The following is a 25,403-nucleotide window of genomic DNA, read 5'->3' as shown; positions in this document are numbered from 1 at the left end:
GAAACGGCATTGATGTCTAATTCGCTATTAAAAGTGATTAGGTGGGAACTGAGTAAAGTAATAAAACAACGTTTTTTGTTTTTAATGGTTTTCATCTATCCTTTATTATTTATTTTTTTATTTCTTTACATGTACCATGCTGGCATTATTACTCAGGTACCTATCGCTGTTGTTGATCAAGATACAACTAAATCATCACGTTTACTGATCCAACAAGTTGCCGCTTCACCGCAGTTACAAGTAGCTAAACGTTATCAAGATCTTTCTTCTGCCAAACATGCCTTAATTAAGGGAGATGTTTATGCTGTGCTTTTTATTCAGCCTGAGTTTGAAAAAGATCTTATAGCCGGTCATCAACCAGAAGTTGTGGCTTTTTATAATAACCAATATATGTCTGCTGGTACGATTATTTTCCGAGCTATGAGTTCTGCATTAAAAACGGCAAATAGCCAAATAGTCTTGCAAGGGTTGTTAGAAAAGGGGATTGCAGCACCTGTGGCAGAAGGTCAAATGCAAACTGTTCCAACAAGTTTACATCCACTATATAATCCAACATTAAATTATCTATATACCTTAATTAGCGGTATCATTCCGACTATTTTGCAGATAATTATTATGATGGCAATGGTAACAAGTATTACTCGTGACCGCTTTGATGTAACGAGTTATCAAAAAACGTTACAATTAGCTAATCATAATATTTTTATTTTTCTATTGGGACGTATTCTTCCTTATTTTTGTTATTTTTTATTTTGCCTCAGTTTATTTGATATTATTTTAATCACTTATTTTCATTTACCACTAAATGGGCATTTTATACTGCTTATACTCGGTGGAATGGGATTTATTTTAACTTCATGTTTATATGGTATTTTCTTTGGTTTAACAGGTTCAACACTAGCGCAAGCTTATGGCAGTGCAAGCTTAGTTGCATCGCCATGTTTTGGATTTACAGGGCTTATTTTCCCTCGTATTGCAATGAATACCTTTGCTTATGTTTGGGGGGCTTTATTACCCGTGACATGGTATATAGAGATTCGTCTGGATCAAACTCTAAGAGCACCGAGTATAATGACTTCATTAGAACCATTTGTTTATTTATTGATCCAATTAAGCGTTGTTGTCACTCTTATCACTCTCCATTTACGAAAAATCCGTAGGCGGTTAATATGATTAAATCTTTACTATTAATTTCCTATGATGAATTAAAACGTATTTTCCAAACTAAAGCGATAGTTAGCGTGATGTTTGTAGGGATTTTTATCTATTTCTTCTTTTATCCACAACCTTACTTAAATGAAGCGATACGAGATGTTCCCATTGCAGTTATCGACCAAGATAATTCCAACTATAGTCGAGAACTAATAAGGCAAATGGATGCCAATAAATCTATTAAAATAGATTTGCATATTGCGGATTTACAAACCGCTAAAAAGCAGATTGAAGAACGTAAAATATATGGTGCAATACTGATACCTTATCGTTTTCAGCAGCATATTTTAGAAGGGAAAACCAGCTCTGTTTTATATTATGGTGATGCTAGCTATATTTTAATTTATAGTAATGTCGCAACCGCTATTAATACTGTTGCTAGCAATTTTGGCGCTAACATTTCAATTTCTCGAAAAATAGCTCAAGGTGTTGATCCTGCGGTAGCGACTAATAATGTTTCGCCGTTTAATACTCAGTTGATTAGCTTATTTAATCCTCAATCAGGTTATGCAACCTATATTATTCCTGCAGCTTTTATTTTGATCTTATATCAAACATTACTTATTGGCAGTATTTTATGTCGTTTATTTAGTAAAAACTCTAATTTTGAACAAGATTTTATTAAAAAGCAGAATAATTCCTCATCTTCAGCATTATTACTACTTTTGGGTAAATTATTGACCTATTTAGTACTCTATTTAATCTATTTTATTATTTATACCGTATTTGCTAATTATTGGTATGAGTTACCACGACTAAGTCATCTTTCAGTTTCGTTATCATTTATTATTCCCTTTATTTTTTCTACGGCGTTATTAGGTAAAGTGATATCACATGTTGTCCATACGGTGAGTGATGTGTTTTGCTTAATCATACCGTCAAGTATGGTTATATTTTTTGTTACAGGACTCTCTTGGCCCAAAGAATTAATGCCTTCTTTGTTCTACTTGATCGGCGATATATTTCCTGCGGTACCTGCCATAGTAGGCTCGGTAAAAATTAATCAAATGGGAGCAAGCTTTTCTGAATTTAGCCAGCAATATTGGCATTTGTGGATATTAACCATTGTTTATTTTTGTATCGCATTCATGTTAGAAAAACGTTGCATTCAAAAGGCAATGTCTGCATATATTAGTGAAGAAAAAGAAAAAAATTAAAACTACTGTGCTTAAATCAAAATAAAAACACAGATTTGATAGGGTATTTTCTAAGTTTTGCATCGATTTGTTTAGTGCTTTTTAAAATAGGCTTATCTTTTTAACTCTATGATGAAAAACTCATTTTCTAAATTAAGTTTTGATAATTAACTATAAATATAAAAATTTAAAGCTCATCTTGAAGGGTGATGTATATCATTATATCATAGCCAACCATAAAGGCTTTATTCACTAAAATAACAAATAAATGAGTCCTCATGTTAATTAATGCTAAAACTATTCTTGATAAATTAAACCCACATAATAAAGTTAATTACGATTCTGTTCTAAAAGAAGTGATTGCTGATTGGCAATCGGGCGAAGTTCGACCTAAGCTGCTGATTCATAGCTGTTGTGCACCGTGTAGCACTTATGTTTTAGAATATTTGGCGCAGTATGCCGATATTACAATCTATTTTGCTAACTCTAATATTCATCCGCGTGTTGAGTATGAATATCGTAGTGTAGTGCAACAAAAGTTTATTGCTGATTTTAATGAAAAAACGGGTAATAATGTTCAGTTTTTAGAAGCTCCTTATCAGCCTGCAGAATTTATTAAACAAGTTGAACATTTACGTGATGCCCCCGAAGGTGGTGAGCGTTGTCATCTTTGTTATAAAATGCGTTTGGATTTAGCTGCAATAAAAGCTCAAGAACTGGGTTTTGATTATTTTGCTAGTGCATTAACTCTTAGTCCTAAAAAAAATAGCCAAAAAATTAATGAATTGGGGTTTGAAATCCAAGAAATCTTTTCGGTCAATTACCTTCCTTCTGATTTTAAAAAAAATAATGGTTATAAACGTTCTATCGAACTTTGCAAAGAGTACGATGTTTATCGTCAATGTTATTGTGGCTGTATTTTTGCAGCGAAAGCACAAGGTGTTGATTTAAAAAATGTGATTACAATTGCTAAGCAAGGTTTAGCCAAAAGTAGTCTTTAAACGATTAACATATTTAATCTGGCAATATATACTCAAAAGTATATATTGCCTAAAACGTCGTGTCATTCTGTTGATTTTTCTGATGCAATATAAAGATCCAGAACAGCGTGTGATTTAATAATACTGTTGTACTTTGTTTATTATACTAAAATTCATAGCAGTTGAACCGATATTTTATGACAAAGTGGCAATTGGGATCACCAGCTAGCAGTTTTCATGAGCAAAATTATTTACATTTTATGCTTCCTTATTTAAAAAATCCACAATTACTGTGCATTGTTTAATTCTTATAAAATGATATAGTTAGATTTATTTTTCAAATTTAATTATAGCAGTCGATTTGACGACAGGAATGTAGATGTTATCAATTTATCAATTAAAACCCAAATTTCAAACATTACTCCGTCCTTATACAGATCGTCTTTATAAAGCCAATATTACAGCTAATCAAGTAACCTTAGTTGCTTGTTTGGGCTCTGTTATGATTGCTTTTATCGTTGGATTATTGGCATCATATCAATGGATTTTTGGCTTGATTCCTTTATGGATGTTCATTCGTATGGCACTCAATGCTATTGATGGAATGTTAGCCCGAGAATACAACCAAAAATCAAACTTAGGTGCTTATTTGAATGAAATTTGTGATGTGATTTCGGATTGTGCATTGTTACTTATTTTTACGCAACTAGTTGATGTAAATATTTATTTAGTTATTTTTGTAGTTCTGCTGTCGTTTCTAACGGAATATAGTGGTATTTTAGGTGTTATGATTGGTGCTTCAAGACGATATGATGGGCCAATGGGGAAAAGTGATCGGGCGTTTATTTTTGGAGCGATAAGCTTAGGCATTGCAACTTATTTATTACCTTTAAGTTGGATCAATATACTGCTATGGATTATCAGTTTTTTACTTATGTATACAGTCATTAACCGAGTCCGAAAAGGTATGCAAGAAGCAAACAAATAACAAGGAGAAAAACATGCGCCAACAGCAACAAAAAACCTTTATTAGTCACGATGGGTGTCAGTTATTTTATCGCTATTGGTCTGCCGTTGATAGCAATACAAATCTTTCTAAAGCAATAGTGCTTTTTCACCGAGGGCATGAGCATTCGGGGCGTGTTGCTCATCTTGCTGACGAATTAAATCTACCCGATTACCAAATTTTTGCTTGGGATGCCAGAGGCAATGGTCAATCAGAAGGCGAACGCGGTGACGCTCCTAATTTTGCAACATTAATTAAAGATGCTAACTGTTTTATTGAGCATATCATACATGAGTATGGGCTTCATCAAGAAGATATTGCCATTATTGCCCAAAGTGTTGGTGCAGTTATTGCTTCGGCGTGGGTACATGACTATGTACCCAATATTCGGGCTTTAGTTTTAGGTTCGCCTGCTTTTAGCGTTAAGCTTTATGTTCCACTCGCCGTACCAGGCTTAAAACTATTATATAATTTAAAAGGTAATTTTTTTGTTAATAGCTATGTTAAACCTAAATTGTTGACACATGATACGGAGCGTGCGGAATCATTTACTCAAGATCCATTAATTACTCGACCAATATCGGTTCGATTACTTCTTGATTTATATGCAGTGTCCGATCGTATTGTTAAAGATGCCAATGCCATTAGGGTTCCAACACAGTTATTGGTCTCGGGTTCAGATTATGTGGTAAGGCGTAAACCACAAAAACAATTTTATGATAATTTAGGTACCGAACAAAAAGAGTTTCATATATTGCCTAATTTTTATCATGATACCTTTGGTGAAAAAGATCGAAAGTTTGCTATTGAGCGGGCAAGACGATTTATTGTTGGTTGTTTTGCCAATGAACTAAGTACTCCATCACTAGTTAATGCTGATCGAGTTGGTTATACAAGGCAAGAGGCTGATAATTTAACAATGCCACCATCGGGTTGGATTAAGCCATTATATTGGAAGTTTATTAAAGCCAATTTAAAATATGCTAGTAAACTCTCTGATGGAATTAAACTGGGTTTTGAAACAGGTTTTGATTCGGGTAGTACGCTTGATTATGTTTATCGTAATGAGCCATCAGGAACATCAAAACTAGGACGCTTTTTTGATTATATTTATTTACAATCTATAGGTTGGCGCGGAATTCGGCAACGTAAAGCACATCTTGAAGAATTATTAAAACTGGCTATTAATAAACTTTATGAGCATAATTGCTCTGTTGATATTGTGGATATAGCAGCAGGGCATGGTCGATATATTTTAGAAACAGTTAATCAAATCACAAATAAGCCTAATTCAGTATTATTACGAGATTATAGCGATATTAATGTACAAGAAGGCCAAGCATTAATAGAGGAAAAAGGCTTAGCGAATATAGCGCGCTTTGAAAAAGGTGATGCTTTTAGTCGGGAGCAACTAGCCCAATTATCACCTAAACCTACTTTGGCTGTTGTATCTGGTTTGTATGAACTGTTTAGTGATAACCAGTTACTACGTGATTCTCTATCAGGGCTTGCTGAGTCAATACCAGAAGGAGGATATTTAATTTATACCAATCAGCCATGGCATCCACAATTAGAATTTATTGCAAGAGCATTAACATCACATCGTGATGGTCACCCCTGGGTTATGCGAAGACGAACTCAACTTGAAATGGATCAGTTAGTTGTGGCTGCTGGTTTTAAAAAAATCACAATGCGTATTGATCAGTGGGGTATTTTTACCGTATCACTAGCGCAAAGAATTAAGTAATTATTCATGGATATAGTAAAACGACGATTTGATAAGCTAGCTATTTATAAGTTGGTATGGTTAGTTAGCTTAACTATTTTCTTTTTTACTAGCTATAATTTTGTCAATTGGTTTACAGCTACACGTAGTGATGTAGGGCATATCGTTTTTGGATGGGAGCGTTTAATTCCTTTATGGTCTTGGACTATCGTACCTTATTGGTCGATAGATCTTATGTATGGGTTGGCAATTTTATTGGCGTACTCTTATCGAACTCTTAAAATTCTCTGTTTTCGACTTTTATCCGCTCAGATTATTTGCATTATCTGTTTTTTGATGTTTCCGCTCAAATTTTCTTTTGAACGTCCCGCATTAGATGGATTTTTTGGCGGATTATTTGATATTTTGATGGGATTTGATAAACCCTTTAATCAAGCTCCGTCGCTTCATGTTACATTATTGGTTATTTTGTGGAAATTTTATGCTAACTATTTTCGTAGTGGTTGGCGTTATATTTTGCATATTTGGTGTTTATTAATTGGAATATCGGTATTAACTACTTGGCAGCATCATTTTTTTGACATTCCAACAGGCGTTTGGGTTGGGTGCTTTTGTATTTGGTTATGGCCTGATCATGATCTATCACCAATAAAAAATTGCCAACGGCCTAAACAATATCTTTGGAGTTGCATCTATTTTTTACTGTTTTTATTGTCGTTTTGTATTGCTATTTACTTTTATTATTGGGCATTGTGGCTATTATGGTTTTCAGGTGCGTTTTTATTGGTTTCAGTAAATTACTTATTATTTGGTGCCACAGGTTTTCAAAAGCAGGTTAATGGTCATTTTAATCTGGCTACTACTATTTTATATCTGCCTTATTTTATCATTATGTGGATTAATTCACGGTTGTGGACCTTTAAAAATAGGTCAGTAGATTTAATTTGTGATAATGTTCATTTAGGGAGAATACCATCCAATAATATATTGCAGAAAAATCACTTTATTTCGATTGTTGATCTTTGTGCTGAATTACCAATAACACAATTTAAAGGTTATTATCATCTGATTCCTGTATTGGATATGACTCCATTAACTATTAAACAGTGCCAAGATGTTGCTGAAATCATTGAGCAGTATCACCAGCAAGGAAAATTATTGGTTTGTTGCGCATTGGGTTATTCACGCAGTGCTACAGCTATTATTGCTTGGTTATTGTTGACGAAAAGAGTACCAAGTTTAGATACAGCAATAGCTATGGTAAAAGTGCGCCGTAGCACCATCGTCATTTCAGATAAACAACGTTTAATCTTATCGAATTGGTTATTACAAATAGACAAAGGAAGTTAGTATGTTAAGTTGTGATAAGACAGAATCAACAAAAGCTGCCAATCAAACTACACTAGTAACATTTTGTAGTTTGCTAGCGATAAGTCAACAATTGAATGTTCTGTCGCTATTACTCACTATAATTGCATTATTTTTTGGGATGATGGCAAGTTGGTGGATAGGTTCTTTTTTGTTTACGATTTATTGTCTTGCAGCTTTTTTGCTTGGATTAATAAGCAAATATTATGCCTTGCGAATCGAATTTGATAAAAAACTGTTTGATTATTTAGTTATTAATATTTATCGGTTACCTAACACACTTATTGAGTTGGATGATGCATTACTACAATTTAATTTGATCAAATCACGCCAACTACCAGTACGCTCGATTAATGAGCGTCAAAAGGGGACAATAAAGCTATTTAAAAAACAAGTTATCTGGCTTGTTTTACAGATATTGCTGTTAATCGGAATATTAATGAGTGGCATTATTCATTTTAACTAGAAAATTTAACGCTAAAAATTATAAATTTAAGTCAGCGATAAACACACAATAAGGAGAAAATGGATGTCTAATTATCAACGCGATACTTTATTGTTATTTGTTGGTATTGGTGTGTTATTGATTATCGCATCAATAATTGGTTTGTTGTTGAAACGATACGTGAAAAGCCCAAATAGTGTTATTAATAATCTCAATACTCGCATTAAAGCATGGTGGATAATGGTCGTAATTATTGGTATCGCTTTTTTGTTAGGTAAATTAGCTGTAATTTTTCTATTTTTTGTGGCATCTGGTATTGCGCTTCAAGAGTTTTTAAGTTTAACGCCAGTTAATCGTTATGATTTTTATGCACTGATATTTGCTTATTTTATTGCTTTACCTTTGCAATTTATTTTTGTGGCTATGTCATGGTATGGATTGTTTAGCATTTTTATTCCTGTTTATGGTTTTTTATTATTAGCCATTTTGGCAGCAATAACTGGTTCAACCAATAATTTTTTAGCACGAACGGCTGAAGTGCAGTGGGGACTAATGATTACAGTTTATAGCATTTCTTGCGTACCGGCACTATTAATATTACCAATCGACCATTACCAAGATCGTAACCTTCTTTTGATTGCTTTTTTAGTATTGGTTGTTGAACTTTCAGACGTGTTGCAATATGTGTTTGGAAAATTATTCGGCAAACACAAAATTAGCCCAAATTTATCGCCATCAAAAACTGTTGAAGGTTTTCTTGGTGGCATATTAACAGCAAGCTTTGTTGGCGCTTGCTTATTTTGGATAACACCGTTTAGTTTTTTTCAAGCTGGGTTAATTTCACTTATGCTAACCTTACTAGGTTTTTTGGGAGGCTTAGTTATGTCAGCCGTCAAACGTGATAGAGGAATAAAAGATTGGGGAAATCTAATCGGCGGTCATGGTGGAGTGCTTGATCGTCTAGACTCTATCTGTTTTACTGCTCCTGTTTTTTTTCATGTTGTACGTTTTTTTTGGGTATAGAATTTACATGATATTTAAATAGCCATAGTTTAAATAAATTACAAAAAAATCAAATTATGTGAATGAATATAAAAATCCACCGTAAAAAATGAGCAAAACAGTTTAATTTGTGATATAAATACAGACATTGTATTAACGTTAAGATATAGATAAGGACTTTATTATGTTAAAAGAACAAATGGTAGTAAAAAATTCAACCGGCTTGCATGCACGCCCTGTTACAACACTAGTTAAATTAGCTGGTCGTTATAAATCATCAATTGAACTTGTTTATAATGATAAAGCAATTAAATTAAAAAGCATGATGGGTTTACTTGGTGCTGGAGTTAAAGGTGGTTCAACCGTCGAAATCATTTGTGATGGTGAAGATGAGAAAGCCGCAATGGACGAAATCCGTGAATTATTTGCTACTGGTTTTGGTGAATAATTGTTAAATTAGCTTAGCTAATCATCAATTTAAACACTTGATTCCGTCGACTTAGGTCGACGGAATTGTATAAAAAGGCGTTAACTTTATACTTTGAGTAGACGTATTTCTTTAATTAGACCGTTAGTCTTTGATTATCGAATTTAGTTCTTTATGATCAATCGAAGGTAACATTCGTGTAAACCCTCTAGTAAGATAAAGTAAATAAAGAAAACCCATTGCTAACCAAACTAAACCAACAATCATCGCTGTCGCATCAAGGCTTGTCCATAACCATAATGAAAGTAATACACCAATTGTAGGTAATAATCCGTATTTAAATAGCATTGATGCTGTTTTTGAGCTTCCTTTCCCTAAATAGCTTTTAATCACACATAAATTGACGAAAGTAAAAGCCACTAATGCGCCAAAGCTTATCATTGAAACTACTAAACTAAGATCTAGTACTAATGACAGCAATGAAAAGCAAGCAACAAAAATTATCGATAAATAAGGTGTTCTAAAGCGTGGGTGAATTTTATAAAAAATCTGTTTAGGTAGCACTCCTTCACGTCCCATTGCATAAAAAATCCGTGATACACTGGTTTGTGCGGTCATAGCCGATGCAAAAACGCCAGTTATATAAGCAGCTTGGAAGAAGTTATACATAAATTCTCCGCCCAATGTACTAATATCACCAACACGACGAACTACGTCTAAACTTGCTGTATCTTTATTATTTACAAAATCTGTCCACTGAGGATAGGCTAAATGTGCACAATATGAAACAACTAAGAAGATACAACCAGCAATTAATACGGTACATATAATAGCTTTAGGTAATGATTTTTGTGCATCATTTGATTCTTCGGCAAGTGTTGCTATTGCATCAAAGCCTAAAAAAGCTAAACATAATATTGCTGCACCAGATAGCAATCCACTAAAATCATTTGTATCAACTAATAATGGTTTTAGCATTGTTTCTGGTGTCAAATGAACATTAGTCACTGTTAAAATGATAAATAATATGATGAACACCACTTGTAATAAATTCAAAGTAATGTTCACACAATTAATTAGTTTGATTCCAAGATAGTTTAATACACTGACCCCTAAAAGGGACGCCAATACAAAAACGTAAGCAGGAATAAAACAGAATCGATCGTGAAGATAAATACCTAAAACTAAATAATTTAATATTGGTAAAAATAGGTAATCAAGGATTTGTGCCCAACCCACCAAAAATCCAACTTTTCCACCAAAAGTACGTTGTACATAAGAATAAGCAGAACCAGCAATAGGTAACTTATTTGCCATACGACAATAGCTTAATGCAGTGAAAAAAATCATGGCAAGGGTGATGATATAGGCTATAGGTAAGTGTCCATTACTGGCAACAGTTACTTCCCCATAAGTGGTAAAGATCCCCAAAGGAACCATATAAGCTAAACCAAATGCAATTAATGCAGGTGTGGTTAAAACTCGTTTCATTTTTATTGCGGACATGACTTTGCTCCTCTGTCCCAAAAAACAATAAAAAACTACTAAGTATAGTTTTGCCTTTTTACCCGCTTAAAGCGGCAGGGAATTCTGCCATATTGTGATAATTATGCAAGTTAATTTTTAGTAAAAAGGTACTTAAACAAGCAAATTATAAGCTTTAAAGTGCTTTACGAGTTATTTTAGCTCAATTTAATTTAGGTTATTACGTTAAACCGTAAAATTTCTATTTGTATATTTGTGATCTAAATCTATTATTTATTAGACAAAATAAGTGTCAGTGTAAATAAATTATTGTATATTTTATCCACAAAACAAATAGAGTGGAAATTAAGTTATTGTTAATAATCTATTATTATTAAGAGGAGCCATTTATGCAGTCAATCCCTGTTTTACCGGTTGATTTAACCGGTGATGCTGTGAATCAAAAATCATCAGTTATCCATTTAATGGTCGAAACTAGTCAAGCTTATTTAACCAATGTAAAAACTTTTTTTGACGATGTTATGGCGCATGAACAAGAAATGGAAACCGATGTGCTACCTGATATTGCCTTGCCACATGCAAAAAGTAGTGCAGTTAAAATGCCATTTATTGTGGTGGGGAAATATAGCGATGGCATCATTTGGAATAATGATAATAAAGTGAAGTTAATCGTTATGATTGGTGCTCCAGAACATGCCAATAAAGAGCATTTATCCATTATTGCTAAATTAGCATCGAATTTAGCTAATGATGATTTTGTAGAAGATTTGCTTAAAAGCGATATTGAATCTGTAGCAAATAAGATTAGAGGTCTATATGAGTAGAAAAAAGATTGTTGCAATTTGTGCATGTACAGCTGGAATGGCGCATACTTATATTGCCAAGCAAAAAATTGAAAATGAAGCAAAAAAACGAGGCTGGGATTTCAAAGTTGAAACACAAGGTGCCGCAGGTATTGAAAATTCATTAACCGAACAAGATTTTAAAAGTGCCGATGTAATTTTATTAGCGACTGATATTTCAATTGAAAATGCCGATAGGCTTGAGCCTTATAAAAATGTCATAAAAGTGAGTACTGGTGAAGCAGTTAAAAATACTGCCAATATTTTTAATAATGCAGAAACTATGTCGACTAAAGTGGTTAAAGATAGTATTGGTAAAGAGATATTTAGAGCATTGAATACGGGTATTAGTAAGTTTTTACCCGTTATCATTGCATCGGGAATACTTTTTTCAATTGTGTTAATGACAGGTGAGGTAACAAACGATACTATTTTGCCAAGTAATCAATTCTTTATTGATTTAAAACAAGTTGCCTTATATGGCTTTGCCATGATGGTGCCTGTGCTTGCTGCTTATATGGCTTATTCCATTGGTGGTAATGCTGCTTTAGCGCCTGCATTTATTATGGGGTATGTGGTTAATAATCCAATTGGTTCTAACCAAGTCAGTACAGGATTTATTGGTGCAATGATTTTTGGTATTTTAATTGGCTATTTTGTTAAATGGTTCAAAACAGTTAAAGTTCATCCAGTGATAGCTTCGGTTATGCCTGTGATGATTATTCCAACTGTAACGATACTAGTGATGGCACCACTTTATATTTATGGGCTATCTTATCCGCTTGATTGGTTTGTTAAAGCTATGGTCGCAACTTTAAAAGGTATGTCAGAGGTTAATGCTGCATTTTTAGGTATTGGCATTGGTATATTAGCGGCGCTAGATATGGGAGGGCCATGTAGTAAAGCGGCGACTGCATTTACCTTAGCGGCAATGGCTGAGGGAGTTTATGGTCCAAATGGCGTATTTCGTATGTGCTGTGCTATTCCTCCATTAGGATTAGCGGTGTCATCATTGATTGTGTCACGCTCAAAATACACCAAAGAAGAGAAAGAGTTTGGCATTACCGCTTTCTTTTTGTCATTAGCGGGCATTACCGAAGGTGCGATCCCTTTTGCGGCTAAAGATCCAAAGCGTGTTATTATTGCTATTGTTGTTGGCACTGCCATCGCAGGTATGCTAGGTATGATTAATGGTATTGAATCATTGGTGGCATTTGGCGGGTTAGTGGCGTTAGGTGGGGTGACCAAAGCTGCCGCGTGGTATGTCATTGATATGTTTATTGGCGCATTAATTATTGCTGCTATTTTACATTTAACGAAACCAACAGCAGTAGAAACAGAGGCAGTAGCTGAAGTTGATTAGAGGCTAAATAATGACTCATGCTACACCAATCATGGTTGGTGTAGCAATGTGTTAAAAATAATTGAAGTTTAAACTATGCTTGCTGGTAAACTATTTGACCGCCGACAATCGTTGTTAGTACCTTGACATTTTGCATATCTGTTGCTGGGATGGTAAATGGATTGCGATCTAAAATAATCAAATCAGCAAATTTACCTTTCTCAATTGACCCGATGTATTCATCTTGTTTTAATACATATGCGGCATTAATAGTGGCACTACGTAACACTTCAATAGCGGTTAGATTGCGATCACTGTTTAACCGAGGATGATCGGCATCGATTTGTCTAGTCATTGCAATTTGGAAATCGTACCATTCATTTAATGGATCAATTGGCCAATCGCTACCAAAAGCACATGTTACACCTGCATCAATATATTGTCCGTGCGCTTCTAAACCGTTATAGCGTTCTGGACCAAATAGGGTTTGATATTGTTCAACCATTGCCGAACTACAACCAGCCCATTGGAATGAAAATACTACACATGCATTTAATTGTTTGTATCTAGTAAATTGGTGTAGTGCGCTTAGTTCGTTATGCGCAGTACTTGGACGAATATCGGCATTAGGTAGTGCCTTACGCATTTTTTCGATGGCATCAAGTACAACTTCGATAGCTCCTTCACCAACTGTATGCATATGCGGATGAAAACCAGCTTTTGCGGATTCAAGTATTAACGCATCTAACATCTCAATGGAATAATAAAGATCACCATAACGATCTTTTTCGTCAGCTAAATTATATGGTTTAAGCAAGCGAGCGGTCATTAAAGGTGCTTGCATTACGCCATCTACAAATAATTTAGTATGAGATATTTTAATACCAGGCTTTGGCTGCCAGTTTTTGTCATCGTAACGTGCAGCGAACTGTTTAACTTTGTTAAGTAAAGTTGGAATTTCTTCTATTGAGGATACATCATCTGGCGGTAATTCACGTGCACCAAATAAGCGAATAGATAATTGGTCTTGCTGTTGTAGTTTTAAAAATGCATCGGCTTGGGTTTCGGTAATTCGAGCATCCATAACAGCAGTAACGCCTTGTTTATTTAGTTCTGCTTGCGATAATTTAGCAATGTTGATTGCTTGTTCATCGGTGAGCTTAGAAATGCTGTCAAACGCACGCATGGCAGGGGCATCTTCTAATATGCCATTTAATTCACCGTCATCAGTACGTCCAATCTTTCCATCAGTTGGTTCAGGGGTATTTCTGTCTAAACCAAATTTCTCTAAAGCAATGCTATTGGCAACTAAAGTATGACAATCATTTGAAAACAAAATAACAGGACGTTTTGTATTAAGTCTATCGAGATCAAAGCGCGTAATATCTGTGCCAATTGGTAAAACCTCTTGCCTTAGCCAGCCACGAACTTGTAACCAATGAGTATTATCACTGATAGAATCTTTATCTAAATATTGCTGTATAATAGCTAACGTATCATCAATAGTTAAGCTTTGATAATTCAAATTACATGACGATAATTGCATACCTCCCCAAAAAGTATGCAAATGCGAATCAATGATACCTGGCATCATGGTTTTGCCTTGTAAATCATAAACAGTTGTATGATTATCGACATATTGACTATTATTTATTTGCTGCGTAGTCCCCGTTGCAATAATATAACCATTTGCAACGGCAATTGCCTGACAAACGGTGTCTTGTTTATCGGCAGTGTAAATATAACCATTAATGTAAATGACATCAGCCTTAGCCATTATTTGTGACTCCTTAACATAGAGAGCAAAATGAAAGCTGAACGATAGCAGATTTATAAAAAATTTGTCAAATGCAATAATTTTCTTTATTGTGTGCCAAGGTTATGCTACAAATAAGCTATTTAGTTACAGCGTCACAAGGTGAGCCGATGAAATATCAACAACTAGAAAACCTTGAATGTGGTTGGAAGTGGCACTATTTAGTAAAAAGACATAAAGAAGGTGAATTAATTACTCGCTATATTGAAAAAAGCGCTGCTGAGCATGCTGTCAATGAGTTACTATTATTAGAACATAATCCAACGAAAGTTGTTGATTGGATAAAAGCACATTTAAATCCCGACTTAGATAATCGAATGAAGCAAACTATTCGGGCAAGACGAAAACGGCATTTTAATGCAGAGCAACAAAATACACGAAAAAAATCCATTGATTTAGAATTTTTGGTTTGGCAACGATTAGCAAATTTAGCCAAACGTCGTGGATGTACATTATCACAAACTATTACGCAACTAATTGAAGATGCCGAGCAGAAAGAGCAATATGCAACAAAGGTATCGACAATTAAAGATGATTTACTATCGCTTCTTGATGTGAAGCTAGATAGTAAATAATACAAACAACAGAATAAAAGGTTTAATTATGGGAAAATCCCTTGTTATTGTGGAATCACCAGCCAAAGCAAAAACGATTAATAAATATCTTGGCAAAGATTTCGTGGTTAAATCAAGTGTAGGTCATATTCGTGATCTGCCAGTGAGTGGTAGCAGCCAACGAGCTGAAAAAGCCACAAAAGATACAAAAAGTAAAGTCGAGAAAAAAGTTAAACGTTCTGAAAAGCAAGCCTTAGTTGATCGTATGAGTGTTGATCCATACAATGGTTGGAAAGCACATTACGAGATTTTACCGGGCAAAGAACGGGTAGTTTCTGAACTTAAAAAACTTGCTAAAGACGCTGATATGATCTATCTCGCAACCGACTTGGATAGAGAGGGAGAAGCTATTGCTTGGCATCTTAAAGATGTCATTGGTGGAGATGAGAGTAAGTACCGTCGTGTTGTTTTTAACGAAATCACCAAAACAGCGATCAAAAACGCTTTTAATGAGCCATCAATGCTTGATATGGATCGAGTCAATGCTCAACAAGCGCGTCGATTTATGGATCGGGTTGTGGGCTTTATGTTATCGCCATTACTTTGGAAAAAGGTTGCACGTGGATTATCAGCTGGTCGTGTGCAGTCAGTTGCAGTGCGTTTAGTCGTTGAGCGTGAACGTGAAATCCATGCCTTTATTCCTGAAGAGTATTGGGATCTTTATGCTGATTTAACGACTGCTCAAAAAGAACAATTAACATTACAAGTCACCCATTACAAAGACAAAGCGTTCGAACCAAAAGATAAAGTTGCGATTGATATAGCCTTAGCTGAGCTTAATAAAAACCAATATCATGTAACAAACATTGAGCAAAAACCAACCAAAAGTAACCCAACAGCACCGTTTATTACTTCGACTTTGCAACAAGCCGCTAGCACGCGTTTAGGCTTTGGTGTTAAAAAGACCATGACATTAGCTCAGCGATTGTACGAAGCTGGTTACATCACTTATATGCGTACTGATTCGACCAATTTAAGTCAGGATGCATTGACAATGGTACGTGATTATATTGGTAAGAATTTTGGTAATAAATATCTACCAACGTCAGCCAATGTATATAGCAGCAAAAAGAATTCTCAAGAGGCACATGAGGCTATCCGTCCATCTGATGTCACCATTCTTGCCGAAAAAATTAGTGATATTGATGCTGATGCTTGTAAATTATATCAATTAATTTGGCGACAATTTGTGGCATGTCAAATGACATCGGCTGAATATAACTCAACTACCATTACAGTCCAATCTGGCGATTTTACTTTAAAAGCAAAAGGTCGTACATTGCGCTTTGATGGTTGGACTAAAGTACAACCGCAACTAGCCAAAAGCAATGAAGATAAAATATTACCGCCGTTATCAGTCAACGACAAACTCGATTTAATTAGCTTAAATCCAAATCAACACTTTACCAAACCACCTGCTAGGTATAACGAAGCATCATTGGTTAAAGAGCTTGAAAAACGTGAAATTGGACGTCCATCGACTTATGCAACCATTATTTCAACAATTCAGGATCGCGGCTATGTGCGTTTAGATAATCGTCGCTTTTATGCAGAAAAAATCGGTGAAATTGTTACTGATAGACTCAGCGAAAACTTTAATGATTTGATGAGCTATGATTTTACTGCACGTATGGAGCATGCATTGGATGAAATCGCTCATAAAAAACAAGAATGGCGCGAAGTACTTGACCAGTTTTTCAGTGATTTTAGTCAGCATCTTGAAGTTGCCGAACAAGCGCCTGATAAAGGTGGTATGCAACTAAATCCATTAGTGTTAACGCCTGAAATTAAATGCCCTAATTGTAGTCGTGAAATGGGCATTAAAACTGCGGGTACAGGTGTATTTTTAGCCTGTTCAGGCTATGCGTTACCGCCTAAAGAACGTTGTAAACAAACCATCAACTTAATTCCGGAGCACGAAACTCTAAATATTTTGGAAGAAGCTGAAACAGCCGAAACCGAAGCATTAAGAGCACGTAAACGCTGTCCAAAATGCCATACAGCAATGGATAGTTATTTGCTTGATAACGAACGTAAATTACACATATGTGGTAATAACCCAATTTGTGATGGTTCATTAATTGAAAAAGGTAACTTTAAAGTAAAAAGTTACGAAGGACCAATTATTGAATGTGAAAAATGTGGATCTGAAATGCATTTAAAATCAGGGCGATTTGGTTTATATATGGGCTGTACTAATCCTGATTGTAAAAATACACGTAAGATCTTAAAAAATGGTGATGTTGCACCACCTAAAGAAGATCCGGTTGATTTACCAGAACTTCAATGTAGTAAATCTGATGCACATTTTGTATTGCGTGATGGTGCAGCGGGTATCTTTTTGGCGGCACATAATTTTCCAAAATCAAGAGAAACACGTGCACCGTTGATTGAAGAGTTACAACGTTTTAAAGATCGCCTGCCAGAAAAGTTTATTTACTTGACCGAAGCACCAAGTAAAGATCCTGACGGTAATCCATCCATTGTTCGTTTTAGTCGTAAAAGCAAACAACAATATGTTACCTCTGAAGTTAATGGTAAATCGACAGGTTGGGTGATGCAATACGTAGATGGCAAATGGATTAATAGTAAAAAATAGGTAATAGCAACTAAACTTTTGTCAAAAAGAGTTTCAGGAAAGCATATGTTTTAGTATAAAAATAGTTATTATTGTTTGTGCTAGACAGTGAAAAGACTTACCTTACCAATTCTCCCTTTTGAAATGTGATTAAAAGGGAGAAAGAATACAGTTAAAGGAGCTTTTGTTTGTCATGAAATTGCAACAATTACGCTATATTGTCGAAGTCGTCAATAACGATCTCAATGTATCGTTAACATCCGAAAAACTGTATACATCTCAACCAGGCATCAGCAAACAAATAAAATTGTTAGAAGACGAGCTTGGCGTTCAGATATTTACCCGAGTGGGTAAGCACCTTTCAGAAGTGACGCCTGTCGGTGAAAAAATTATTGCGCTTGCTCGAGAAATCCTCAACAAATCTAACGATATTAAAATTATTGCCAAAGAATTTAGTCAGCCAAATCAAGGCTCATTAACAATTACCACAACTTATACTCAAGCACGTTATGCCTTGCCTGTTGTGATCCAGCAGTTTATGCAACAATATCCAAATATTACTTTGCATATGGAGCAAGGATCATCACCACAGTGCATATCTCAAGCACAAACAGGGCAGGCCGAATTAGCTATCGTGACCGACATTTCACAGCTTAGCGATGATATGATTGCGTTACCGTGCTATCACTGGAACCAAGCAGTGATTGTGATGAAAGATCACCCACTTGCCAAACGCAGCTTAATTTCGATTGAAGAACTTTCAAAATTTCCGTTAGTTAGTTATGATTTTTCTAACGATGGTTCCGATTTAAATCAAGCTTTCTTGCTAGCTCGTCAGTCGCCTAATATTGTTTTTAGTACAACGGATGCAGAGTTAATTAAAACCTATGTTAAGTTGGGAGTAGGCGTTGGCATTGTCGCAAAAATGGCTGTGAGTGATACATCCGATGATGATTTTGTCGTACTTAATGCAGGACATATCTTTCCTTACAGTACAACCTATATCGTTTTTGCTCGTTCGTTATTTTTACGTGGTTATATGTATGATTTTATCGGTAAGTTTTCGCCTCAATTGGATCGGCAAACAGTAGACAAACTGATGTTATGTGAAAACAATACCGAAGTATTAGCAATGTTTAACGGGGTAAAATTGCCTGTTTGTTAAGTTAATTTATTTTTATCATAATAAAAAAGATATAAATCAAAGTGCGATATGATTCGCACTTTGATTATTTTTATTATTTATGCCTTGCTTTTAAAATGCCAATCACATCTTGCAATGACAAATTTTGATCTTGAAGCAGGACTAATAAATGATAAATCAAATCCGCAGATTCATTTTTTAACTCTTCTCGATCATGAACTGTCGCAGCAAGTGCGGTTTCAACACCTTCTTCTCCCACTTTTTGTGCTATTCGTTTTGTGCCATCATGATACAGTTTTGCCGTATACGACGACTTAGGATCGGCATTTTTACGTGCTGCAAGTAACTGTTCTAATTCAAACAAAAATCCCCACTCGGTTTTCGCCTTTGTAAAACAGCTATTAGACCCAGTGTGACAGGTTGGACCTACGGGATTGACTAAAATTAATAAAGTATCATTATCACAATCTGCTGATATACTCACCACATTTAAAAAATTGCCTGAGGTTTCACCTTTGGTCCAAAGGCGTTGCTTAGTGCGTGAATAAAAAGTGACTTTACCGCTAGCTTGTGTTTGAGTTAACGCATCTTGATTCATATAACCCAGCATTAGTACATCGCCAGAAACATAATGCTGAATAATGACCGGTATTAAATTATTCACTTTTTGCCAATCAAGTTGCTGTAAATCTAATTTTATATCGCTATTTTGAGTTAACATAATCGAATTTCTACTCCATTCTGAGCTAAATACTGTTTAAGTTCGCTAATATTGATAATTTGTTTATGAAACACCGAGGCCGCTAATGCACCATCAACATTGGCTTCTTTAAAAGCTTGCAAAAAATGTTCCATGGTGCCAGCACCACCTGAAGCAATAAGTGGTACATGACAAACCTCACGAACTGCTTTAAGTTGATCAAGATCGTAGCCATTACGTACACCATCTTGATTCATCATGTTTAATACAATTTCGCCGGCACCACGTTTTTGAACCTCTTTTACCCAATCAAGCGTATTCCACTTGGTGGCAACGGTGCGTTTTTCATCACCAGTAAATTGATAAACGTGATAATTGTTTGATTCTTTGTCATACCAAGTATCAATGCCAACAACAATACACTGCACACCATAACGATCTGCAAGCCTTGTAATTAAAGAAGGGTCAGCAAGCGCAGGGGAGTTAATTGAAATTTTATCAGCGCCAAAGGTTAATATTTGCCCTGCATCATCAATCGTTTTAATGCCGCCAGCAACACAAAAGGGGATATCAATAACTTCGGCAACTTTTGCAACCCAGCTTTTATCCACCACACGACCGTCAGATGAAGCAGTAATATCATAAAAAACGAGCTCATCGGCACCCTCTTGCGCATAGCGCTTTGCTAAAGGCACAATATCACCAATAATTTCGTGATTTCGAAATTGCACGCCTTTAACCACTTGACCATTACGAACATCTAAACAAGGAATTATCCTTTTTGCCAGCATGAAATTGCCTCCTGAACAGTAAATTTACCTTCGAGTAAAGCTCGCCCTACAATTACGCCTGCAACGCCGCTATTGGCAAGTGCTTTAACATCGTCTAATTGACCTATACCGCCAGATGCTTGAAAAGCAATTTGTGGGTATTTTTGACTAATTTCTTGGTACAACTTAACATTCGAACCGCTGAGAGTGCCATCTTTCGAAATATCAGTACAAAGCACATGTTTCAACCCATAAGGTAGATAATCCTCAATCACTTGTTCTAATGTCTGTTTTGAGTCTTCTTGCCAACCATGAATCGCCACATATTTATTGCCCTTAGTATCAATGCGCACATCCAGTGCTAATACCAATTTTTCAGCGCCGTATTTTTTAAACCACTGTTTAACTATTTCTGGTTGCTTGATGGCGGTTGACCCAATTACCACGCGAGCAGCACCGGCTGATAATAATGATTGTATGTCTTTCTCAGTGCGAATTCCGCCTCCAACTTGGATAGGAACTTGTACGCCATTAATCAACGTTTGTATTAACGAAATTTGACGAGCATTAGGATCTTTGGCGCCGGTTAAATCCACTAAGTGCAATAGCTTAGCACCTTGCTTTTCATAATCTTGTAGGCGCAAAAGTGGATGATTGCCGTAATCGCGTTTTTGCTCATAATCGCCTTGATGCAATCGCACCACGCTACCATCAATTAAATCAAGTGCAGGGATAATCATTGGAGGGATAATCATTGGATAAACTGCCATTGTTACATCTCCAAAAAGTTTTTGAGCAATTTTGCACCGGCTGAGCCAGAACGCTCGGGATGAAATTGCACGCCGTAAAAGTTTTCTTTTTGTACGGCTGCGGTAAAGCTTTCGCCGTAATTGGTTTCTGCTATTGTTGCTGAGCATAGTGGCATCGCGTATCCATGTACAAAGTAAAAATAAGCACCATCAGGAATATCTCTAAATAGATGATGACCTGCTTTTGGGTAGACCTGATTCCAGCCCATATGGGGTAGTGGTAATCCACAATCAGGAATTTCAATCACTTTTTCATTAATTATACCAAGTGTATGCACATGTCCTTCATTACTATAATCGGCTAAAAGTTGCATACCAAGGCAGATCCCTAATACTGGTTGAGTACAAACTCTTATCAGTTCAATTAAATTGCGCTCTTCTAATTTTTGCATTGCAGATGAAGCCGATCCGACACCCGGCAAAAATAACTTGTCTGAATTCAATACCACATCAGGATCAAGACTAATGATGGGTTGATAACCAAGTCTTTCTATTGCATATTTCACCGATGAAAGATTGGCGCAACCAGTATCTAAAATGACAATATTCATTTATAGCACTCCTTTTGAGCTAGGTAGTCGATCACTTTCAATTTTAATTGCTTGTTTTAAAGTACGAGCAAAAGCCTTAAACAGACTTTCTACTTTATGATGATCATTATCACCTGCGGTTTCAATATGCAGGGTAATTGCCATTGCATAGCTGATTGAATAAAAAAAGTGCTCAACCATTTGTGTACTCATATCGCCCACTTTCTGGTGGGAAAAATGAGCCGAAAATTTAAGATAAGGACGGCCTGAAATATCCATTGCACATTTTGCTAAACATTCATCCATCGGGATCACAGAGGCATAGCGAGTAATGCCACGTTTATCACCAAGTGCTATTTTTAATGCTTCGCCCAAGGCAAGTCCCGTATCTTCAATGGTGTGGTGATCATCAATATGCAAATCACCATCGACTTGGATATTGAGTTTAATTCCGCCGTGAGTGGCAATTTGGTCAAGCATATGATCAAAAAAACCGATCCCTGTATTGATGTTACTCCCTCCCTGGCGATCAAGCCATACTTCTATTAAAATCTTGGTTTCTTTAGTATTACGCTCAACTTTTGCATAGCGATCTGTTGTGGTTAACCGCTGGGCGATTTCGAGCCAGTTTAACTGTTCAGGATGATAGCGTAACCCTTTGATTTGCATATTTTCAGCTAACTGAATATCAGTGACCCTGTCACCAATAACGTAGCTATTTTGTTTGTCCAATTTACCACTAGTAAGATAAGGTAACACTAATTGGATTTTAGGTTTACGACATTCGCAGTTATCCTCGGGAAAGTGAGGGCAAATTAGCACATCTTCAAAATTAATGCCTTGCGATTTAAAAATCTGCATCATTAGATTATGTGGTCCATCAAAATCTGCTTGTGGATAGCTGTTAGTACCCAGTCCATCTTGATTGGTTACCATCACCAATTTATAGCCAGCGGCTTGCAATTTAAGAAGCGCAGGGATGACATTTGGTTCAAAAGCCAGCTTATCAAAACGATCAACTTGAAAGTCAACTGGAGGTTCGGTAATTAATGTGCCATCTCGATCAATAAATAAGTATTTTTGTAACATTTTTGCTCCTATTTTATTGCTTTAAGCGCCGAAAGAACTGCCTCGCACTCTGCTTGAGTACCAATGGTGATTCGAATCATATTATTTTCCCCAATCGACTTGCTTTGATCGCGTAAAATAATCCCTTTATTCCATAAGATATTAAACACGTCTTTATTATCTTGAAACTTCACACATAAATAGTTAGACGAACTCGGATAAATTTTTTCAACAACTGATAACTGTGCTAGCGAACTGGCAAATTTTTCTTTTTGTTTGTTCAAATTGATTACATGCAACTTCATGGCATTAATGCCATCTTTACTCAGCGCTTGTGCCGCAATATCGGCCACGGGCGTAGCGAGTGGATAGGGAGCAATGACTTTTTGTAATGCATCAATTACTGGTTTATTCGCAATCGTAAAACCACAACGTAACCCCGCTAAAGCAAACGCCTTTGATAATGTACGTAACACCACTAAATTAGGGTAGTTAGCAAGCCAACTCACCACCGTTGAGTCGGGGGAAAACTCAATATAAGCCTCATCAATCACCACTAAAGCACGATTGTTGGCAATATTGAGCAACGCCTTAATATCCTCTGGATCAATTAAGTTACCCGTTGGATTATTTGGTGAACAGACATAAATCAGTTTAACGCTATCAAGATGCTGCTCAATACCTTCAAGATCAAGTTGCCAATCGGCTTTGGTTGGGACTGTTTTGGTTTTTATGCCTAACGTTTCAGCACTCACTTGATACATGCCATAAGTTGGTGGACAGTACAAAATGCTGTCTTTTTCAGGCTCGCAAAATGCACGCATTAATAATTCAATAGCTTCATCAGCGCCGCGGCTAACAATTAACTGATCGGGTTGTACACCTGCATATTGAGCATAACGCTGAATCACCTTTTCTGGTTGTGGCTCAGGGTAACGGTTTAAGGTTTGTTCGGTTAATTCGAAATGTGGTGCGACGGGGTATTCGTTGGCATTGAGCCACACATCGCCATTACCACCAATCCGACGGGCGGATTGATATGGCGTTAGTTTTTGAATATTTTTTCTGACTAATTGATTGATATCCATGTTATCCACCTATTTTTAACCCATTGAATTTAATGCCGCTAGGCGCAAAGTAACCGCTTGTTTATGGGCGGTCAGTTGTTCGGCTTCTGCCATAAGTTCAACTGCGTTTCCAATTGCTTTTAAGCCTTCTGGTGATAATTTTTGTACTGTCATTCTTTTTTGAAAATCGGCCAGCCCAAGACTAGAATAGGTTGCGGTATAGCCATAAGTAGGCAGAACATGGTTAGTCCCAGAGGCATAATCACCAGCCGATTCTGGCGACCAATTACCCAAAAATATGGAGCCTGCGCTGGTGATCTGTTCAACTAATTCATCGGCATTGGCGGTTTGAATAATTAAATGTTCAGGTCCATAACGGTTACTAATAGCCACGCATTCATTCAAGTCTTTTGTTACAATTAGTCGGCTTTCTTGTAATGCCTTTTCAGCAATACTTTGGCGTGATAGCGTGCTTAATTGTTTATCCACTTCTTGCGAGACCGCTTGTGCAATACTTTCATCTGGTGTTAATAACACCACTTGCGAATCAGGACCGTGTTCAGCTTGTGAAAGTAAATCAGCGGCAACAAAAGCAGGATTAGCCGAACTATCGGCAATGACCAGCACTTCAGACGGGCCTGCAGGCATATCAATCGCAGCACCATCAAGTCGCTGGCTAATTTGTCGTTTAGCCTCGGTAACATAGGCATTGCCCGGACCAAAGATCTTATCCACTTTAGGAACGGATTCGGTGCCTAGTGCCATTGCGCTAATCGCTTGTGCACCGCCTAATTGATATACTTCGCTGACACCACACAAGTCTGCTGCATATAAAATCTCGTCAGCAATAGGTGGCGGTGAACATAAAATCACCTGACGACAACCAGCAATTTTAGCGGGTATTGCAAGCATTAATACCGTTGATAACAAAGGCGCTGATCCCCCTGGAATATAAAGCCCAACCGAATCAATTGGTCGAGTAACTAGCTGGCATTCTACCCCCGGCATTGTTTCAAGCTTAATGGTCTGTTTTACTTGAGCTTGGTGGAACTTTTCAATATTCGCAACAGCCAATTGCATTGCTTGTTTTAATTCAGGCTTAACGCGGTCTGCGGCGGTGTTGATTTCCTGTTTGGTGAGTTTGATCTGCTTAATTTGGACTTTATCAAATTTGCTACTTAGTGCTTTTAATGCCTTATCACCATCTTGTTTAACTTGTGCCAAAATATCTGCAACAGCTTTGCTAATCGAATCAGAGGCTGTAATCGCTGGACGCGTTAATAGTGCTGTTTGTTGTTCATTTGTACATTGTTGCCAATAAGAGAGTTTCATATTA

At 36.3% G+C, this 25,403-nt stretch carries 23 protein-coding genes; 14 read left to right on the top strand and 9 right to left on the bottom strand.

The window, feature by feature from the left end; translation table 11 throughout:
- Positions 1–12: 12 nt before the first annotated feature.
- From ACYH9I_RS01590 to ACYH9I_RS01550, 9 genes are all read left to right on the top strand, one after another.
- Positions 13–1,173 (top strand): ABC transporter permease, encoded by a 1,161-nt coding sequence (locus tag ACYH9I_RS01590; RefSeq protein WP_483558379.1) that lies wholly within the window; start codon positions 13–15, stop codon positions 1,171–1,173.
- Positions 1,170–2,369: an ABC transporter permease gene (locus tag ACYH9I_RS01585; protein ID WP_483558378.1), complete on the top strand. Its 1,200-nt coding sequence runs from the start codon at positions 1,170–1,172 to the stop codon at positions 2,367–2,369. The genes ACYH9I_RS01590 and ACYH9I_RS01585 overlap by 4 nt, the downstream gene beginning before the upstream one ends.
- A 257-nt stretch (positions 2,370–2,626) precedes the next feature.
- Entirely contained in the window at positions 2,627–3,349 is a 723-nt protein-coding gene (locus ACYH9I_RS01580) for an epoxyqueuosine reductase QueH (RefSeq protein WP_091347169.1), read from the top strand.
- A gap of 358 nt (positions 3,350–3,707) precedes the next feature.
- Positions 3,708–4,316, top strand: a complete 609-nt coding sequence (locus ACYH9I_RS01575; RefSeq protein WP_483558376.1) for a CDP-alcohol phosphatidyltransferase family protein — start codon at positions 3,708–3,710, stop codon at positions 4,314–4,316.
- A 13-nt stretch (positions 4,317–4,329) separates the two neighbouring features.
- The gene (locus ACYH9I_RS01570) at positions 4,330–6,081 is read left to right on the top strand and encodes a bifunctional alpha/beta hydrolase/class I SAM-dependent methyltransferase (RefSeq protein ID WP_483558374.1); all 1,752 of its coding nucleotides are present in this window, start codon (positions 4,330–4,332) and stop codon (positions 6,079–6,081) included.
- Positions 6,082–6,087: 6 nt separating this feature from the next.
- Complete coding sequence (locus ACYH9I_RS01565; protein WP_483558372.1) at positions 6,088–7,410, top strand: phosphatase PAP2/dual specificity phosphatase family protein; 1,323 nt, start codon at positions 6,088–6,090, stop codon at positions 7,408–7,410.
- 1 nt (position 7,411) lies between these two features.
- Positions 7,412–7,894 (top strand): hypothetical protein, encoded by a 483-nt coding sequence (locus tag ACYH9I_RS01560; protein WP_483558371.1) that lies wholly within the window; start codon positions 7,412–7,414, stop codon positions 7,892–7,894.
- A gap of 63 nt (positions 7,895–7,957) precedes the next feature.
- The gene (locus ACYH9I_RS01555) at positions 7,958–8,896 is read left to right on the top strand and encodes a phosphatidate cytidylyltransferase (protein WP_483558369.1); all 939 of its coding nucleotides are present in this window, start codon (positions 7,958–7,960) and stop codon (positions 8,894–8,896) included.
- Positions 8,897–9,059: 163 nt separating this feature from the next.
- Positions 9,060–9,323: an HPr family phosphocarrier protein gene (locus ACYH9I_RS01550; RefSeq protein WP_065734887.1), complete on the top strand. Its 264-nt coding sequence runs from the start codon at positions 9,060–9,062 to the stop codon at positions 9,321–9,323.
- Between the two features lie 123 nt (positions 9,324–9,446).
- Here ACYH9I_RS01550 and ACYH9I_RS01545 read toward each other — a convergent pair whose 3' ends face one another.
- Positions 9,447–10,808: an APC family permease gene (locus tag ACYH9I_RS01545; protein WP_483558367.1), complete on the bottom strand. Its 1,362-nt coding sequence runs from the start codon at positions 10,806–10,808 to the stop codon at positions 9,447–9,449.
- A gap of 368 nt (positions 10,809–11,176) precedes the next feature.
- Between ACYH9I_RS01545 and ACYH9I_RS01540 the strand changes: the two genes are divergently transcribed.
- Both ACYH9I_RS01540 and ACYH9I_RS01535 read left to right on the top strand, forming a co-directional pair.
- The gene (locus ACYH9I_RS01540; RefSeq protein ID WP_483558365.1) at positions 11,177–11,611 is read left to right on the top strand and encodes a PTS sugar transporter subunit IIA; all 435 of its coding nucleotides are present in this window, start codon (positions 11,177–11,179) and stop codon (positions 11,609–11,611) included.
- Positions 11,604–12,992, top strand: a complete 1,389-nt coding sequence (locus ACYH9I_RS01535) for a PTS fructose transporter subunit IIC (protein ID WP_483558363.1) — start codon at positions 11,604–11,606, stop codon at positions 12,990–12,992. The genes ACYH9I_RS01540 and ACYH9I_RS01535 overlap by 8 nt, the downstream gene beginning before the upstream one ends.
- A 73-nt stretch (positions 12,993–13,065) precedes the next feature.
- Here ACYH9I_RS01535 and ACYH9I_RS01530 read toward each other — a convergent pair whose 3' ends face one another.
- On the bottom strand, positions 13,066–14,748 hold the full coding sequence (locus tag ACYH9I_RS01530) for an amidohydrolase (protein ID WP_483558361.1): 1,683 nt from the start codon (positions 14,746–14,748) through the stop codon (positions 13,066–13,068).
- Positions 14,749–14,897: 149 nt separating this feature from the next.
- Between ACYH9I_RS01530 and matP the strand changes: the two genes are divergently transcribed.
- From matP to cysB, 3 genes are all read left to right on the top strand, one after another.
- Entirely contained in the window at positions 14,898–15,362 is a 465-nt protein-coding gene (gene matP / locus ACYH9I_RS01525; RefSeq protein WP_483558359.1) for a macrodomain Ter protein MatP, read from the top strand.
- Positions 15,363–15,390: 28 nt separating this feature from the next.
- The gene (gene topA, locus ACYH9I_RS01520) at positions 15,391–18,000 is read left to right on the top strand and encodes a type I DNA topoisomerase (RefSeq protein ID WP_483558357.1); all 2,610 of its coding nucleotides are present in this window, start codon (positions 15,391–15,393) and stop codon (positions 17,998–18,000) included.
- 172 nt (positions 18,001–18,172) lie between these two features.
- Complete coding sequence (gene cysB / locus ACYH9I_RS01515; RefSeq protein WP_483558355.1) at positions 18,173–19,144, top strand: HTH-type transcriptional regulator CysB; 972 nt, start codon at positions 18,173–18,175, stop codon at positions 19,142–19,144.
- A 73-nt stretch (positions 19,145–19,217) separates the two neighbouring features.
- On the opposite strand, the gene hisIE is transcribed toward cysB, so the two are convergent.
- From hisIE to hisD, 7 genes are read right to left on the bottom strand one after another with little or no spacing between them, the layout of a single operon-like run.
- Positions 19,218–19,844 carry a bifunctional phosphoribosyl-AMP cyclohydrolase/phosphoribosyl-ATP diphosphatase HisIE gene (gene hisIE, locus ACYH9I_RS01510; RefSeq protein ID WP_483558353.1) on the bottom strand — a complete coding sequence of 209 codons (627 nt, stop codon included), beginning with the start codon at positions 19,842–19,844 and terminating at the stop codon, positions 19,218–19,220.
- Positions 19,838–20,614 (bottom strand): imidazole glycerol phosphate synthase subunit HisF, encoded by a 777-nt coding sequence (gene hisF, locus ACYH9I_RS01505; protein WP_483558351.1) that lies wholly within the window; start codon positions 20,612–20,614, stop codon positions 19,838–19,840. Before hisF ends, hisIE begins: the two co-directional genes overlap by 7 nt.
- The gene (gene hisA, locus ACYH9I_RS01500) at positions 20,596–21,333 is read right to left on the bottom strand and encodes a 1-(5-phosphoribosyl)-5-[(5-phosphoribosylamino)methylideneamino]imidazole-4-carboxamide isomerase (RefSeq protein ID WP_483558420.1); all 738 of its coding nucleotides are present in this window, start codon (positions 21,331–21,333) and stop codon (positions 20,596–20,598) included. The genes hisF and hisA overlap by 19 nt, the downstream gene beginning before the upstream one ends.
- 32 nt (positions 21,334–21,365) lie before the next feature.
- Positions 21,366–21,953 (bottom strand): imidazole glycerol phosphate synthase subunit HisH, encoded by a 588-nt coding sequence (gene hisH / locus ACYH9I_RS01495; RefSeq protein WP_091347137.1) that lies wholly within the window; start codon positions 21,951–21,953, stop codon positions 21,366–21,368.
- Complete coding sequence (gene hisB / locus ACYH9I_RS01490; RefSeq protein WP_483558349.1) at positions 21,954–23,021, bottom strand: bifunctional histidinol-phosphatase/imidazoleglycerol-phosphate dehydratase HisB; 1,068 nt, start codon at positions 23,019–23,021, stop codon at positions 21,954–21,956. It lies immediately after the preceding gene.
- Positions 23,022–23,029: 8 nt separating this feature from the next.
- Positions 23,030–24,088 (bottom strand): histidinol-phosphate transaminase, encoded by a 1,059-nt coding sequence (gene hisC, locus ACYH9I_RS01485; protein ID WP_483558347.1) that lies wholly within the window; start codon positions 24,086–24,088, stop codon positions 23,030–23,032.
- Between the two features lie 15 nt (positions 24,089–24,103).
- Positions 24,104–25,399 carry a histidinol dehydrogenase gene (gene hisD, locus ACYH9I_RS01480; protein WP_483558345.1) on the bottom strand — a complete coding sequence of 432 codons (1,296 nt, stop codon included), beginning with the start codon at positions 25,397–25,399 and terminating at the stop codon, positions 24,104–24,106.
- Between the last annotated feature and the right edge of the window lie 4 nt (positions 25,400–25,403).

Source organism: Gilliamella sp. X-23 (assembly GCF_057063545.1).
The sequence above is the reverse complement of the archived record's forward strand: the minus strand, read 5'-3'. Positions and strand labels throughout refer to the sequence as shown.

Excerpts from the sequence above, each read along its gene's own strand:
- ACYH9I_RS01585 (WP_483558378.1), top strand. The coding sequence starts at position 1,170 with ATGATTAAATCTTTACTATTAATTTCCTATGATGAATTAAAACGTATT.
- ACYH9I_RS01530 (WP_483558361.1), bottom strand. The coding sequence starts at position 14,748 with ATGGCTAAGGCTGATGTCATTTACATTAATGGTTATATTTACACTGCC.
- ACYH9I_RS01580 (WP_091347169.1), top strand. The coding sequence starts at position 2,627 with ATGTTAATTAATGCTAAAACTATTCTTGATAAATTAAACCCACATAAT.
- ACYH9I_RS01535 (WP_483558363.1), top strand. The coding sequence starts at position 11,604 with ATGAGTAGAAAAAAGATTGTTGCAATTTGTGCATGTACAGCTGGAATG.
- hisB (WP_483558349.1), bottom strand. The coding sequence starts at position 23,021 with ATGTTACAAAAATACTTATTTATTGATCGAGATGGCACATTAATTACC.
- topA (WP_483558357.1), top strand. The coding sequence starts at position 15,391 with ATGGGAAAATCCCTTGTTATTGTGGAATCACCAGCCAAAGCAAAAACG.
- hisH (WP_091347137.1), bottom strand. The coding sequence starts at position 21,953 with ATGAATATTGTCATTTTAGATACTGGTTGCGCCAATCTTTCATCGGTG.
- hisD (WP_483558345.1), bottom strand. The coding sequence starts at position 25,399 with ATGAAACTCTCTTATTGGCAACAATGTACAAATGAACAACAAACAGCA.
- ACYH9I_RS01545 (WP_483558367.1), bottom strand. The coding sequence starts at position 10,808 with ATGTCCGCAATAAAAATGAAACGAGTTTTAACCACACCTGCATTAATT.
- ACYH9I_RS01575 (WP_483558376.1), top strand. The coding sequence starts at position 3,708 with ATGTTATCAATTTATCAATTAAAACCCAAATTTCAAACATTACTCCGT.
- matP (WP_483558359.1), top strand. The coding sequence starts at position 14,898 with ATGAAATATCAACAACTAGAAAACCTTGAATGTGGTTGGAAGTGGCAC.
- ACYH9I_RS01590 (WP_483558379.1), top strand. The coding sequence starts at position 13 with ATGTCTAATTCGCTATTAAAAGTGATTAGGTGGGAACTGAGTAAAGTA.
- ACYH9I_RS01540 (WP_483558365.1), top strand. The coding sequence starts at position 11,177 with ATGCAGTCAATCCCTGTTTTACCGGTTGATTTAACCGGTGATGCTGTG.
- ACYH9I_RS01555 (WP_483558369.1), top strand. The coding sequence starts at position 7,958 with ATGTCTAATTATCAACGCGATACTTTATTGTTATTTGTTGGTATTGGT.
- hisF (WP_483558351.1), bottom strand. The coding sequence starts at position 20,614 with ATGCTGGCAAAAAGGATAATTCCTTGTTTAGATGTTCGTAATGGTCAA.
- hisIE (WP_483558353.1), bottom strand. The coding sequence starts at position 19,844 with ATGTTAACTCAAAATAGCGATATAAAATTAGATTTACAGCAACTTGAT.
- ACYH9I_RS01550 (WP_065734887.1), top strand. The coding sequence starts at position 9,060 with ATGTTAAAAGAACAAATGGTAGTAAAAAATTCAACCGGCTTGCATGCA.
- cysB (WP_483558355.1), top strand. The coding sequence starts at position 18,173 with ATGAAATTGCAACAATTACGCTATATTGTCGAAGTCGTCAATAACGAT.
- hisA (WP_483558420.1), bottom strand. The coding sequence starts at position 21,333 with ATGATTATCCCTGCACTTGATTTAATTGATGGTAGCGTGGTGCGATTG.
- ACYH9I_RS01560 (WP_483558371.1), top strand. The coding sequence starts at position 7,412 with ATGTTAAGTTGTGATAAGACAGAATCAACAAAAGCTGCCAATCAAACT.
- ACYH9I_RS01565 (WP_483558372.1), top strand. The coding sequence starts at position 6,088 with ATGGATATAGTAAAACGACGATTTGATAAGCTAGCTATTTATAAGTTG.
- hisC (WP_483558347.1), bottom strand. The coding sequence starts at position 24,088 with ATGGATATCAATCAATTAGTCAGAAAAAATATTCAAAAACTAACGCCA.
- ACYH9I_RS01570 (WP_483558374.1), top strand. The coding sequence starts at position 4,330 with ATGCGCCAACAGCAACAAAAAACCTTTATTAGTCACGATGGGTGTCAG.